Origin of the sequence: Herbaspirillum sp. 1173 (genome assembly GCF_031455335.1) — a bacterium.
Lineage (GTDB): Bacteria > Pseudomonadota > Gammaproteobacteria > Burkholderiales > Burkholderiaceae_D > Herbaspirillum > Herbaspirillum huttiense.
This window is the reverse complement of the sequence record NZ_JAVDSP010000003.1, coordinates 531,823-545,045: the sequence shown is the minus strand read 5'-3', so window position 1 is coordinate 545,045 and position 13,223 is coordinate 531,823. Positions and strand designations below refer to the sequence as shown.

Genomic DNA, 13,223 nt, shown 5'->3' with positions numbered 1-13,223 from the left:
ACATGCAACGCCGGGCCTCGCCCTGTCACCCGATTTCAATGAAACCGGGTGGCAGGGCGTATGTTCAGAACGACTCGGCGGCTTTGATGGCGCGGACCACGTCATCCTGGCTCACATCGAGGTGCGTCACCCATCGGATACGGTTCATCATGCCTTCCTTGCTGCGATAGGCACCTCCCTGCAGCGTGATATCGTGGGCGGCGAAGTGGGCGATGAGATTGCCGGCAATATCGGCTTGAACATCCGTAAAGACCATGTTGGTCTGCGCTGGCTGGACGTGGAATGCGCCACGCAGTCTGGGGTTGTTGCTGGCCGCTTTGGCCAGGCCACGCGACAGCAGATCTGCATTGGCATGATCGTCGGCCAGGCGGTGAACGTTATGCTGGAGCGCATGCAGGCCGGCCGCAGCCAGCATGCCGGCCTGGCGCATGGCACCGCCCAGCATCTTGCGAATGCGCCGCGCCTCGTGAATGAAATCCTTGGAGCCCAGCAGTACCGACCCCACGGGCGCGCCCAGGCCTTTGGACAGGCACAGTGAAACGGAGTCGAAGCCCTTGCACAATTCGCGCGCGCGCATCAGAGGTTCGCCGCCCCCGGCCAGCGCAACAGCCGCATTGCACAGACGGGCTCCATCGATATGGGCGCGCAGGCCACGGCGCTTGGCCAAAGCGGCGACTTCCTGCATGTAGGCCAGAGGCAGCGGCTTTCCGCCCACCGTGTTTTCGATCACGATGAGCCGGGTACGGGCGAAATGCGGATCGTCCGGTTTGATCACCGCCTCGATGTCGTCCAGAGCAAGCGTGCCGTCAGGCTGTTGCTCCAGCGGCTGGGGCTGGACCGATCCCAGAACGGCCATACCGCCTGCCTCCCAGCGATAGGTGTGCCACTGCTGACCGACAATGGCCTCGTCACCGCGGCGGCAATGCGTCATCATGGCGATCAGGTTGCTCTGGGTGCCGCTGGGCGCAAACAGGCCAGCTTCGAAGCCGAACATCGTGGCGGCGGTGTGCTGCAGAAGATTTACCGTAGGATCTTCTCCCATGACGTCGTCACCGAGCGGCGCTTCGATCATGGCCTGCTTCATGGCAGGGGAGGGCTGGGTGACGGTGTCGCTGCGAAAGTCGCTCATGGATTGTTCCTTGCAATCGGTCAGAAGTGAATCATGATTGTGAGTTCTTTTTGATGTTGATGGGTGCTGGTTGAGCACTCGATCTGTTCCCTGGATGCACAGATGAAACTACCTCCCCTGGAAAATCTCCGCATCTTTGAAGCCGTTGCGCGCCTGCAAGGATTTACGGCTGCCGGCGAGAGTCTGGGGCTGTCGCATAGTGCGGTCAGCCGCCGGGTGTCGGAACTGGAGTCTCGGCTCAATGTGCAGTTGATGCACCGAACCAGTCGCCGCCTGGCCCTGACGCCGGAAGGAAAGGTCTTGCTGGAAGCGGTCCAGGAAGCGCTGCAGCGAATCGAAGAGGCAACGGAGGAGATCTTGCGTCCTGCCCGGCAGCGGCCGCTTCTGGTGTCTTGCGAACGGTCGCTGGCGATGCGATGGCTGATCCCGCGCCTGTCCCAGTTTCAGGATGCGCATCCGGATCTGCCGATCTATCTGTCGACGGGCAATGGCGCGGTTGACGTTGCGCGGGAGCATATCGATGTGGCGATCCGTCGGGCCGATTTCGCACTGGATCCACGGGCGGTCTGCATCCCGCTGTTCACGGAACAGACCGGGCCGGTCGCGCTGCCCGGCCTGAGCGGAAAGGCGCTGCTGACGCGTCTCCACTCGACCAGCCGTCCCGATGCCTGGAAGACCTGGGCGAGACGCGCCAGGGTGGCTGCCCGCGCCGCGCGGGGCGCGGCCTCTGATCTGCATTTCGACCATTTCTTTCTCAGCTTGCGCGCTGCGGAAGCCGGACTGGGCATGGCCATTGCGCCCTTGTTCATGGTGGTGGACAGCCTGGAGGCAAGGACCCTCACAGCACCTCAAGGCTTTGTGGCAGATGACTCACGGTACATCGCATTGATGCGCAGGCTCCCCGAGCCGGGTTCGCCGGAGGCACGCTTCATGGACTGGCTGCATGCCGCCGTTGAGGAGACGCTGAGTGCAGCTCGTCCCTATTGCCGCGTATAGCGTATAGCATGTTGCTAGCATGTCGCGTCAGGAACAAAGCGTGGTCGCCAGGCAGAGCGTTGGCGCGGGACGATGATCGCAGGCATGGCTTCAGTCTTCGGCCAGAAGCCGATCTTTGAATCCGTCTGGCGTCCATCTGCTGGCTGTCTTCGTCAACAACGGCTATCCCTTCCAGATGCGCCGCGATCTCGCCCCGGGAATCGTCAGCCTTTTGGGGGTGGTGCTGTACCTGTCAGCGTTTCGGCTGTCTGCCACAGGCGCGCGGAATCAGCCTGACGGGCAGACTGCGGTTGCCGCGCGACATGCGGACTACCGATAAGCAAAAATCTTGGGCCGTAGAATGCGCCTTGCGCTGCATTCGGATCGAGCGCTGCCTGCAGCAGTGACTCGGTGGCCCACTTGACGTCCATTGAGGGAACCAGCCGGAACATCAGCCGCTTGTGGGTGGAATCCGTTCCCATGTTCGGCCCGCTGGTCTGCAGATTGGTCCGCGTATGGCCCGGATGGGCGCTGGTGCTCAGCAATGGCCAGTCGCGCTCGCGCGCGATGGCTGCCAGCTGATTTGCCAGCAATAGGCAAGCGAGCTTGGATTGTGCGTACGCGGTGACGGGCGAGTAGGAACGTTCGCTTTGAAGATCGTCAAAATTGATCTTGGCACCAATGGCGGCGCTGCTCGTGATGGTTGTGACGCGCGGCGCTTTGGCTTCGAGCAGCAGCGGCAACAAGAGGTTGGTGAGCGCGAAGTGGCCCAGGAAGTTGGTGGCAAACTGCAGCTCGAATCCGTCCGGGCTCAAGGCGCGCTTGGGCGGCATCATGATCCCGGCATTGTTGAGCAGCAGATCGATGGGACGTCCTTCGCTGAGCATCTGGCCGGCAAACGTGCGCACGCTGGCCAGGCTGGAGAGATCAAGGATGCGTACCGCCAGCGATGCCTTTGGAAACTCTTTCAGTATCTCCTGCCGTGCAGCTTCGCCCTTCGCTTCACTGCGTACTGCCATGACGACATCGGCACCCGCCGCCGCCAATCGTCTGGTTGCTTCCTTGCCGGTGCCACTGTTGGCACCGGTCACGATGATTTGGCGCTGGCGTTGATCCGGTAACTGGTACATCCGCATATCTCCCATGAGGGCAATCAATGGAACCCATTTCACACACAGGCAATCACGCTCATGTAGGGCATGGGTTCTGACTCAACTGCTTTTCCAAAGATGGGAAAATAACGCTCTGCCTGCGTTTTGACAAGCCAGCATTTTCGTAGCAGCGAGGCAGTGGCTGACAGAGCGCTGACAATGCTGGCGTGACCGGGACATCAGGCTCGCTCATGTGGCCACCCTGATCGTGCTATCTGCCGCGCGTGCGCCTGGAAATTGACGCGCAAGTTCCACGAGGAGCTCGCGCGGAGGCGGATCACTTGTCCTTGATATGTTTCTCCGCCCACTGTTCTGCAGTGGTGACCGCAATCGATTGCCGTGCATTGAATGTCCCTGCCTTCGGCCACGCTACACCCTTGCCTTGCGCAAAGACGGCACGGTATTTCTTGATGTGATGAGATGGATCTTTCTTCAGTTCATCGAGCAGGTAAGGAACGCTCCAGACATTGCGCCGGAAAGGACGTCCGAGGACACGTTCGAGAATATTGGCTACCTCGCCGTAGGTCACCGTATCACCCGACAGATAGACGATTTCATTCTTGAAGCGGGGCTCGAAGAAAACGATCTCCGCAGTCAGCAGTCCGATGTCATCCGGTGTGGTCAGGGTCACACTGGTCTCCAGGCTGCCCAGGGCGTTGAGGGTGTCGTTGGCGAAGTCCACCACTTCAAACACCGGTTCGAACATGAAACTGGTGAACATGCCGGTCGAGATGATGACCCATTCCGTCTTGCTCTGCGCGCGCAGCAGTTCGCGTACATCGAGCTGTGCATCGAACAGGTCCTGGGGACTGCCGCGCCCGATGGCCTCGAAATCGACACCGAACTGCCACGGGAAGTAGCGCTTCACCCCCGAGCGCAAGGCGGCCGTGGCGAGCTTCATCGGAGTCTCGCGGCCGGCGACCATGCCGGCACAGCCGATGACGGTATCAAAGCGCGCGAAGATTTCTGCCAGCTGATCGATCGTATCGTTCACAAGATCTGCTGCCACCATCCGGATGCCCAGGGCGCGGAGTTCGTCGATCTCCGCTTTTTTTGCGGGGACTTGTGTATTGATCGTCGATTCCCTGAGCAGGACGCTGATGCTCGATCCGGGGGCACGTTCTGCCACGCGCGCGAGATTGCGCAATACCGGAAGGCCGAGTTCGCCCGCGCCTAACACGAGGATGGATTGAGGAGGGAGTTGGGATGTACCATGCATGATCTGTCCTGAGGGTCGTTGCTGATAAGATGGCCGCATGGTTGCACGATCACGCAACGCTCTCAAGAAGGCACACGGATGATACCAAGAGAAGCCATCATCGCTGATGAAGCACTGAAGGAAGCAGAAGCCATCTGCCAGACCCTGCGTGAAGATGACGATGGGGTCCGGCGGGATGTCCTCGCGCATGCAGGCAGCCGCTGGGCGCTCGGGATCCTGCACGCGCTCGGCGTATATGGCACGCTGCGCCACGCCGAGCTCAAGCGTCAGCTGAGCGGCGTGACCCAGCGCATGCTGACCAAGACGCTGCGCGCACTGGAACGCGATGGCCTGCTGCTGCGTCACGAAACCGATGAAAAGCCGCTGCGCGTGGAGTACGAGCTGACTGCGTTGGGCAAGGATTTGCTGCTGCGCATGTCTCCGATCTGGACCTGGGTGGTGGAGCACGCGGAGGACTTCCGCCAGGCGCGCCACACCTTTGACAGTCAGGACAAGCAACAGAACATCCATCGACTCAGGTAGCGCCGACGTCAGGCATCGCCGATCCCTGTGGCGAGCCTGCCGACGTCCTGCAAAGCGCTTTCTGCCATTAAACCGTGCCGATTCCAGGGTCCAGGCTTGTGCTGCAAGCTGGTCATCCTGTTTCGCACCTTGGCCCACTCACATCGTCCCGTACGAGCCTGTCCAGAACATCATGTCGCGCATCGCAATCACCGGTCAGATCCTGGCTCCGAGGGACGTCGACAGCGTGTCCCGTCCCGTAGTGGCCCTCGGCACCACATCAGTCGCCAAGGACTGGGAGAACGCCCGGCATCAGCATCGCAAGGCGCAACTGATTTATTCGGTACGCGGCGTCCTCAACTGCGAAGTGGAAGACGGCGTCTGGATCGTGCCACCGCAGTGCGCCGTATGGATCCCGGGCGACCTGCCGCATGCCGCACGCGGGGCAGGAGAGACGGAATGCTATTGCATGTTCGTCGAGCCGGATGCCGCTCCGGATCTGCCGACCACCTGTTGCACGATTTCCGTATCGCCCTTGCTGCGCGAACTGCTGCTCAAGGTGGCGGGTTTTCCCGAGCTGTATCCCCTGGGCGGACGCGAAGAACGCCTGATCGCCACCTTGCTTGACGAGCTGGCGAGCGCGCCGGTAGAAGACCTGCATCTGCCAATGCCGCGCGACCAGCGCTTGCGGAGACTCGCCGACCTGCTGCTGGCCGATCCCACCGACAAGACGTCCAAGGCTGCCTGGGCCCATCACATCGGCATGAGCGAACGCAGCATGAGCCGCCTCCTGCAGCAGCAAGTCGGCATGAGCTTCGGGCGCTGGCGTCGTCAATTGCACGTGATCCTGGCACTGCAGCGTCTGACCAAGGGCGACAGCGTGCAGACCGTGGCACTGGAGCTGGGCTACGAAAACGCCAGCGGCTTCATCACCATGTTCCGCAAGGCCGCAGGCAAGTCTCCGGCACGCTATCTCTCCGATCGCACCGACAGCGCGGTACGTGCGGCGGTGCCGGCCATCGTGCTGCCGGATGAACGCCCCGCCTGAACACCACAGATCCACCCCGTCGTGAGTGTGGCCGAAATGCGAAATAGTCTGGCCTGGTTTCGCTATTGCGACCACGCGTCTTCATTGTTAAATGGCTGCTCCAAATAACAATGATTATCGTTTATGTGCTCACGCCATGCCGTTTCAACTTCGCGTCGCTTCCTCACTGCATACGTTCCGTCGCCTGCCTGCCCGCTCTCCGACCGGGCCATGCGGGACTTGCTCCGACGCACGCCGCACAAGGTCTTGAGTTCTGCGGTCGCCGCCGCTGTTCTGCTGGGCGCGCAAGCCAGCTTCGCCGCTGATTCATCACAAATCCGGCAAAGCCCTGCCGATTCCGGGACGGCGGCGCAAGCGCAAACCTCCTTGCCGGCTGTCACTGTCACCGGGCATGCGGAGCCGGCGACCACGGAGGGTACAGGAGCCTATACGACGGGCGAGACGGCCGCGGCAACGCATCTGCCGCTGTCATTGCGGGAGACGCCGCAGGCGGTGACGGTGATCACGCGCCAGCGCATGGATGACCAGCAATTGAACTCGGTGCAGGGCGTGCTGGACAACACCACCGGCATCACGTCCTACCAATCCGATAGCGAGCGCACGAGTTTTTATTCGCGCGGTTTCCTGATCAACAACGTGCAGTATGACGGCATCCCTACGGTGGTCGGCAATACCGTCAACGGCAGCGGGATCAGTGCTGTCGATACCGCCTTCTATGATCGCGTGGAAGTGGTGCGGGGTGCTTCCGGCCTGCTTACCGGAACGGGCAATCCCTCGGCCGCCATCAATCTGGTGCGCAAGCGTCCGACCCAGGATTTTTCGGCGTCGGCCTCGCTGAGCGCAGGCAGCTGGGATACCCATCGCGCCATGGCCGATCTCTCGACCCCACTGACAGCTGATGGCCGCATCCGCGCGCGACTGGTGGGCAGCTATCAGGACGGCCACTCCTATATCGATGGCTACAAGCCCGAGAAGAAGTCGTTCTACGGCATCGTCGAGGCTGACCTGACTTCACACACCACCGTCAGCCTGGGCTATGACGATCAGCACATCACCTCGACGGGAGCCACCTGGGGCGGGTTGCCGCTCTGGTTCAGCGACGGCACGCAGGCTGACTACGCCTCGTCGAAGAGCTACGCACAGGATTGGAGTCAATGGAACACGACGCTCAAGACTGCCTTTGCCGAGCTCGATCATCGCTTTGACAATGGCTGGAAACTGCATGCCACGGCCAGCCAGTACCGCACTGAATTCAATGCCGAACTGCTCGGCCTGGTCGGCCGTCCGGACCGCGCCACCGGGCTGGGCACCTATCCTTTCGGGGCGTATCCGGTGGCCCTCGCGTCACAGGGCAGCAGTCGCACCAACACCTTCGATGTGATGATGGCTGGCCCCTTTGACCTGCTGGGCCGTCATCATGAAGCAGTTGTGGGGGCCATGACCTCACGCCGCACCTCCGGCGAGAATGACATCGCGCCGTTCTATGCCGGATTCATGCCGGTCAATATCAATGAGCTCAGCACACCCTTTGCCCGTCCGGACTTCGCAGCGATGCCATGGGTGCCGACCAGCACCGGGATCAAACAGAGTGGCGTGTATGGCGCGGCCCGTCTGTCATTGGCCGATCCCCTGAAACTCATCGTCGGTGCGCGTGTGAGCAACTACGAAATTGACAACAGCGTCGGTGGCGCGGCGATGCGTTACGAGAAGAACGGTGTCTTCACGCCCTATGCCGGCCTGGTCTACGACATCAACCGGATCTATTCGGCCTATCTCAGCCATACGCGCATCTTCAATCCACAGACCGACTATCAGGACAGCAAGGGCAACGTCCTCACGCCGGCCACAGGTAAGACGACGGAGATCGGCCTCAAGGGGGCGTACCTTGAAGGGCGCCTGCACGCCTCCGTGGCCCTGTTCGAAACCCGGCTGGACAACGCGGCCCAGATCGTTGCCGGTGCGTTCACGCCAGCGGGCGCGCAAGCCTACAGCGGTGCAGATGGCACCAAGTCACGCGGAGTCGAAGTGGATCTGCAGGGCGAGCTGGCACGTGGCTGGAACATCTACGCAGGCCTCTCCCACTTCATCGCCGAAGATGGCAACGGTGTGCGTCTGAATTCGCAGCTGCCGCGTACCACGGCTCAGTTTTTCACGACCTATCGCCTGCCTGGTGCGTGGCACAAGCTGACGGTGGGGGGCGGCGTGAGATGGCAGAGTGGCATCTATGAGGCGGCCAATACCGGCACCAGTACCTTGGGCGGCCAGCAGGGCGGCTATGCCCTGGCATCGCTGATGGCGCGTTATGCCGTGTCGCAGAAAACCACGGTGGCGCTCAACGTGAACAACCTCTTCGACAAGAAGTACGCGCTGCAGAAGGGAGACTTCGATACCGTGACCTACGGTGCTCCACGCAACATGATGGTGACACTGGATTACCGCTATTGAGTCCGCACAGACGCCTTTTGCATCATCAGAAAATATTATGAATCGCTCCTTTAATCATCTGGAAAAATGATATGTCAATTCAGTCGCCGCTTTCCTCCCCGCATCCTCTGCCGACCCGGCCTCCGGACCAGACCGCCTTGTTCTGGCTGGCCACTGCCATCGGGGCCGTGCTCTTCGTGAGCTTCCAGCTGTTCTTCTACGTCAACGACTTCGTGAGAGCACAGGGCAGCGCGCCCGCCATCACCTTCGAGACCAAGATGCTGTGGATGTTTTCGGCCTACTACGGCTGCTGGATCGTCACCGTCCTGCTCGCACTGTCCGCCAACCGCGCGGCCCGGTGGGGCGCGCTGATCCTGGGCAGCCTGCTGGTTGTCCTCAACACCTTGGGCGGCATTGCCGACGGATTGCGCGATGGCTGGCACATTGCCTTCTCGGCGATGTTCTTCATTTCACTGCCGGGCGTATTCGCCATCGCGACCACCTGGCGCCACCTCAATCGCAAAGGAGACGGCCATGTCGATGAATAGTGCGGATTTCCCGCTTGTATGGATGAATCTCACCCAGCAACCCGGACATGATCACGAGCAGGATTTCACGGAGTTTGAAGCGAACCTGCAGCGCGAAGAACCCTTCGTGCTGCTGACCGATACCGTACCTGCCGAAGATCACGAGCATTCCGCGGAAGAAAAGAAACGTACCGCACTCTGGATGAAGCAGCACAAGCATGCCTTGCGCAAGCTGGTACTGGCGATGATCGTGGTGGAACCCAATGCGGCCAGGCGGGTTGGCTTCAAGGCCTTCGCGGTGGTGTTTGCGAAGTTCTGGGGCTACCCGCTGCTGCTTGCGGGCTCGCGTGAGCAGGCGCTGCAGATGGCGAGGGAACTGCTGGCGCAGAATGGCAAAGCAGTCGGGCTGACCTGAGGCTGTTTTCTGACCGAATTGCGGCGGCTATTGCCCGGCTTGCTCCGGGTTTGCTACAGGCGCAGCTGCCAGCGCCGCCGCAATCGCCTCCGGCACGAATGGCCGGTTATTCATGAAGCAAGCCCCGACAAAGACCGCCTCGGCATACACCACGTCCGCCACCTTGATCTGCTGCACGAAATTCACCCGGCTGCGCTTTTCGTGTTTCTGCACTTCGCAGGTAACCTCCATCGTGTCGCCCTTTTGCAGGCTCTTGCGAAAGCGCAGCGAGTATTCCAGCACCATGAACACCTGCCCTTGCCGGAAGGCCTCTTCGATATCGATTCCCAGCGCTTCCTTCAAAAAGGCATGCCGCGTCCATTCCATATAAAACGGGTAGTACAGCCCATCGACCACGCCCTGGAAATCGATGTGCTTGGGATCCACTTCAAACTGTTTTGAAAACATGATGTCGTTCCTTCCGTTCAGATTGGTCAAACCGGTGACACGATAATCGCAGGGCAGGGCAACCGTCTACCCTCCACGCGCGCAGCCATCGCAAAAGGTCGGGCCGGTAAAACGAGGTGAAGCCCGACCTTGTTGTGCGAATCCGGCTACCATCGGCGATATCGATTGTGCGCGCCATCCCGATCTCACCTACCTGCCCGATTCCTCCCATGCATTCACACCCCTTCCTGTTCCGTGCGAAAACTGTGCTGGCTGCCAGCCTGTTCAGCGTATTGGCCTCCATGCCTCCGCCGGTCCCTGCTGCCACTACGACATCTGTCCCCGACATGGAAAACGCGCCGGTCTACGGCCCCCAGCTGGAGGGCTTCGACTACCGCTGGCCGGTCTCGCGTTATCGTTTCCACTCGCAGCGCCAGGACATCGAGATGGCCTATCTCGACGTGGCACCTGCCGCCGGCAGTGTCCCGCACGGCACCGTCGTCCTGTTGCACGGAAAGAATTTCTGCGCCGGCACCTGGGAGCAGACCATCGATGTCCTGCGTCGCGCCGGCTACCGTGTGATTGCACCGGACCAGATCGGCTTCTGCAAATCCAGCAAGCCCGAGCAATACCAGTTCAGCTTCCAGCAACTGGCCGCGAATACGCACGCCTTGCTGGCCTCGCTCGGCATCGATCAGGCCATCCTGGTAGGCCACTCCACTGGTGGCATGCTGGCCATCCGCTATGCGTTGTCCTATCCACAGCAGACCCGCCAGCTGGTGCTGGTTGACCCCATCGGCCTGGAAGACTGGCGCGCCAAGGGCGTGCCGCCGGTGTCGGTGGACCAGTGGTATGCGCGCGAACTCGGTACCACGGCCGAGCGCATCCGCAACTACGAGCGCGCTACGTATTTCTCCGGGCAGTGGAGTGCGGAGTATGAACCCTGGGTGCAGATGCTGGCCGGCATGTACCGCGGGCCGGGCAAGGAGCGGGTGGCGTGGAATTCGGCACTGCTGTACGACATGATCCTCACGCAACCGGTGTTTTACGAACTGAAGAACCTGAAGACGCCCACGGTCCTCATGATCGGCGACCAGGACAGCACCGCCATCGGCAAGGAATTCGCACCGCCGGCATTGCGCGCCGGGCTGGGCAACTATGCGGTGCTCGGGCGCGAGGCGGCTGCCGTCATTCCGCACGCGACCTTGGTGGTATTCCCCGGCGCTGGTCACGCACCGCAGATGCAGATGCCGGAGTTGTTTCATGCGCAGTTGCTCAAGCGGCTTGCGCCCGAAGGCGGGCGCTGAACCGCAGATGGACAGATGGTTGCGGTTGTTGCCTTACACGATCTTCATTCAAGGATAAGACGATGGAACGCTGGATCGCCTACGCATTCATTTCCATGGCCTTTGCAGGCTTCACCTCGGTCATCGCCAAACTCGGCTTGACCGGCATCTCCAGCGATCTGGGATTGGCCATCCGGACCTGCTTCGTGTTTGTCTTCGTGCTCATGTTCGCCGCTGCTGTCGTGCCGGCCGCGCAGTTGAGCGCGGTCACCTGGCAGAACGTCCTCTGGCTCGGCCTGTCGGGTGTGACCACCGCCGTCTCCTGGGTGTTCTACTACAAGGCCATCAAGGCGGGGGACGTCTCCACCGTGGCGCTGATCGACAAGGGCAGTGTCATCGTGGCCTTGCTGATGGCGGTCTGGATTCTCAATGAAGTCATCACGCCCGCCAAGCTGATCGGGGCCGCGCTCATTGCTGCGGGATTGCTGGTGATTTCCCGCGGCTAGGCCAAGCTGCACGGCCCGCCCGGCACGCCTTACTTCACCCCCGCCGAGACGGCCATCCGGTCAAAATCCGCATCCAGCTTCTGCAGCGATCCTGCAATGCGCTGCTGCCGGGCCTTGATCCATGCGTCCTGCTGCGCCACGCGCGCAGTGGCCTCGCGCAGCATGCGGTCCATCTCGGCCGGTTGCGGACCGCCGACGGTGGCACGATTGCGCACGATCGCCACCGGATCGAGGGTGCTGCGAAACTCCTGTTCCGACATCGGCAGGGCCTGGGGGAATTCCGAATTCAGCACCGCTTCGTGATAGATGCGCTGCGCCTGGTCATAAGGAAACTCCAGCGGCCGGATGTTGTTGGCCTTGGCATACTCCACCACTTCCGAAGCGAAGTGATGGCCCACGCGGAAGGGCAGCTTGTACTTGCGCATGAGCACGTCGGCCAGTTCCTGGGACGCGGTCCAGTCGCTGTTGAGTTCTTCCAGCGCGCGTTTCGGATCGATCACCAGCGCGCCCAGGATGCTTTCCCAGTTCTTCAGGACCTTGACCGTATTGAGCACCATCTCCTTGTTGGGCTTCACGTCCTTGGCATCGCTCATGCCGGGCGGGATGTTGTGCGCCACGATGGCCACGCCCATGCCCTCGGCAATCACCATCGAGGCATCGCGCCGGGTGCTGTTGAGCAGGCCCGGATTGCGCTTCTGCGGCATGGCCGACGACACGTAAGTATTGGCCCCTCCCTCCTGCAACAGGATCCACGGACGCGGCTGCGCATATTGCGTCATCACGTCCTGGATGAAGGCGCCGGCATGCAGGGCAATGGAAGAGACCACCGCGCCCGCTTCCACCGGACCATCCACCGCCGACAGTTGCGCCGCGTCATAGGCGTTGTCGACGATGGCGGCAAAGCCCAGGTAGTCGGCCATGCGCTGGCGGTTCAACGGCCAGCTGGTGCCGTTGAGCACTGTGGTGCCCATGGCCGAGCGGTCCAGCCGCCCATAGGCTTCGCGCAGGCGCTGGGCATCGCGGTCCAGTGCGGCGGCAAAGCCCAGCAGGTAGTGGCCGTAGCTGTTGGGTTGCGCCGCCACCCCATTGGTGTAGTTGGGCACGATGGTGTCACGCTGGCTGGCGGCCAGTCGGACCAGCGCCGCCGTGGTGGCGTTGAGCTGGTTGGCCAGCGTCAGCAGGTCTTCGCGCAGGATGGCCGCGCGCAGCGTGGCCAGCATGTCCTGGCTGGAACGGCCGGCGTGCAGCAGCGTGATCTGCGGACCGGCCGCCTGGATCAGCAGCGGCTCGAAGGTGATCACCAGCGTCGGACGCTTGGCACCCGGCAGCTCGCCATCGGCCAGCACCTTGCGGATGCCCTTGACGACCAGCGGGGTCATCGACTTGTCCAGCAAGCCTTCGTCGGTGTTGATCACGGCCGTGGCCTTGTTGATTTCGCCGAGCCAGAAGAATTCATCATGGCGCGGCGTCTGCTGCGCGTGCAAGGGCGCGGCGCAAGCCAGCAGGGCAGCGGACAGCGCGACGGCGAGGGTGGAAAGCTTGGGCAAGGCGGTCTCCTGGAAGTGTTGATTGGTCTGTGCAGGGCGACTATCTTAGCGGGCATTGGCGATTCAGGT

At 61.7% G+C, this 13,223-nt stretch carries 13 protein-coding genes; 8 read left to right on the top strand and 5 right to left on the bottom strand.

The features are described from left to right. Positions 1–64: 64 nt before the first annotated feature. Positions 65–1,129, bottom strand: coding sequence for a low-specificity L-threonine aldolase (gene ltaE, locus J2X56_RS14235; protein ID WP_134134632.1), 1,065 nt, complete (start codon positions 1,127–1,129; stop codon positions 65–67). Between the two features lie 102 nt (positions 1,130–1,231). Between ltaE and J2X56_RS14230 the strand changes: the two genes are divergently transcribed. After that, entirely contained in the window at positions 1,232–2,125 is an 894-nt protein-coding gene (locus J2X56_RS14230) for a LysR family transcriptional regulator (RefSeq protein WP_134134633.1), read from the top strand. A gap of 203 nt (positions 2,126–2,328) precedes the next feature. Here the strand turns inward: J2X56_RS14230 and J2X56_RS14225 are convergent, their stop codons facing one another. Continuing rightward, positions 2,329–3,234: an SDR family oxidoreductase gene (locus J2X56_RS14225; protein WP_134134634.1), complete on the bottom strand. Its 906-nt coding sequence runs from the start codon at positions 3,232–3,234 to the stop codon at positions 2,329–2,331. A gap of 298 nt (positions 3,235–3,532) precedes the next feature. After that, the gene (locus tag J2X56_RS14220) at positions 3,533–4,474 is read right to left on the bottom strand and encodes an aromatic alcohol reductase (protein WP_134134636.1); all 942 of its coding nucleotides are present in this window, start codon (positions 4,472–4,474) and stop codon (positions 3,533–3,535) included. Between the two features lie 78 nt (positions 4,475–4,552). Here J2X56_RS14220 and J2X56_RS14215 point away from each other — a divergent pair, with 78 nt between their 5' ends. The 5 genes from J2X56_RS14215 to J2X56_RS14195 all read left to right on the top strand — a co-directional run bounded on the left by J2X56_RS14215 (position 4,553) and on the right by J2X56_RS14195 (position 9,389). After that, positions 4,553–4,996 (top strand): helix-turn-helix domain-containing protein, encoded by a 444-nt coding sequence (locus J2X56_RS14215; RefSeq protein WP_166675532.1) that lies wholly within the window; start codon positions 4,553–4,555, stop codon positions 4,994–4,996. A gap of 172 nt (positions 4,997–5,168) precedes the next feature. Continuing rightward, complete coding sequence (locus J2X56_RS14210) at positions 5,169–6,023, top strand: helix-turn-helix transcriptional regulator (RefSeq protein ID WP_310160644.1); 855 nt, start codon at positions 5,169–5,171, stop codon at positions 6,021–6,023. Between the two features lie 366 nt (positions 6,024–6,389). After that, complete coding sequence (locus tag J2X56_RS14205; protein WP_227022580.1) at positions 6,390–8,468, top strand: TonB-dependent siderophore receptor; 2,079 nt, start codon at positions 6,390–6,392, stop codon at positions 8,466–8,468. A gap of 71 nt (positions 8,469–8,539) precedes the next feature. Then, a complete protein-coding gene (locus J2X56_RS14200) occupies positions 8,540–8,995 on the top strand; it encodes a hypothetical protein (RefSeq protein WP_209568677.1) in 456 nt (151 codons plus the stop codon). Continuing rightward, entirely contained in the window at positions 8,982–9,389 is a 408-nt protein-coding gene (locus J2X56_RS14195) for a hypothetical protein (RefSeq protein WP_121037966.1), read from the top strand. Before J2X56_RS14200 ends, J2X56_RS14195 begins: the two co-directional genes overlap by 14 nt. A 27-nt stretch (positions 9,390–9,416) precedes the next feature. Here the strand turns inward: J2X56_RS14195 and J2X56_RS14190 are convergent, their stop codons facing one another. Next, positions 9,417–9,866: a thioesterase family protein gene (locus tag J2X56_RS14190; protein WP_199724998.1), complete on the bottom strand. Its 450-nt coding sequence runs from the start codon at positions 9,864–9,866 to the stop codon at positions 9,417–9,419. A 179-nt stretch (positions 9,867–10,045) separates the two neighbouring features. Between J2X56_RS14190 and J2X56_RS14185 the strand changes: the two genes are divergently transcribed. Beyond that, complete coding sequence (locus J2X56_RS14185; protein WP_121037972.1) at positions 10,046–11,122, top strand: alpha/beta fold hydrolase; 1,077 nt, start codon at positions 10,046–10,048, stop codon at positions 11,120–11,122. Between the two features lie 62 nt (positions 11,123–11,184). Further along, positions 11,185–11,607 (top strand): EamA family transporter, encoded by a 423-nt coding sequence (locus J2X56_RS14180; RefSeq protein ID WP_034332684.1) that lies wholly within the window; start codon positions 11,185–11,187, stop codon positions 11,605–11,607. Positions 11,608–11,636: 29 nt separating this feature from the next. Here J2X56_RS14180 and J2X56_RS14175 read toward each other — a convergent pair whose 3' ends face one another. Next, positions 11,637–13,154: a lyase family protein gene (locus tag J2X56_RS14175; protein ID WP_121037975.1), complete on the bottom strand. Its 1,518-nt coding sequence runs from the start codon at positions 13,152–13,154 to the stop codon at positions 11,637–11,639. Positions 13,155–13,223 lie beyond the last annotated feature (69 nt).

Excerpts from the sequence above, each read along its gene's own strand:
- ltaE (WP_134134632.1), bottom strand. The coding sequence starts at position 1,129 with ATGAGCGACTTTCGCAGCGACACCGTCACCCAGCCCTCCCCTGCCATG.
- J2X56_RS14230 (WP_134134633.1), top strand. The coding sequence starts at position 1,232 with ATGAAACTACCTCCCCTGGAAAATCTCCGCATCTTTGAAGCCGTTGCG.
- J2X56_RS14225 (WP_134134634.1), bottom strand. The coding sequence starts at position 3,234 with ATGTACCAGTTACCGGATCAACGCCAGCGCCAAATCATCGTGACCGGT.
- J2X56_RS14220 (WP_134134636.1), bottom strand. The coding sequence starts at position 4,474 with ATGCATGGTACATCCCAACTCCCTCCTCAATCCATCCTCGTGTTAGGC.
- J2X56_RS14215 (WP_166675532.1), top strand. The coding sequence starts at position 4,553 with ATGATACCAAGAGAAGCCATCATCGCTGATGAAGCACTGAAGGAAGCA.
- J2X56_RS14210 (WP_310160644.1), top strand. The coding sequence starts at position 5,169 with ATGTCGCGCATCGCAATCACCGGTCAGATCCTGGCTCCGAGGGACGTC.
- J2X56_RS14200 (WP_209568677.1), top strand. The coding sequence starts at position 8,540 with ATGTCAATTCAGTCGCCGCTTTCCTCCCCGCATCCTCTGCCGACCCGG.
- J2X56_RS14195 (WP_121037966.1), top strand. The coding sequence starts at position 8,982 with ATGTCGATGAATAGTGCGGATTTCCCGCTTGTATGGATGAATCTCACC.
- J2X56_RS14185 (WP_121037972.1), top strand. The coding sequence starts at position 10,046 with ATGCATTCACACCCCTTCCTGTTCCGTGCGAAAACTGTGCTGGCTGCC.
- J2X56_RS14180 (WP_034332684.1), top strand. The coding sequence starts at position 11,185 with ATGGAACGCTGGATCGCCTACGCATTCATTTCCATGGCCTTTGCAGGC.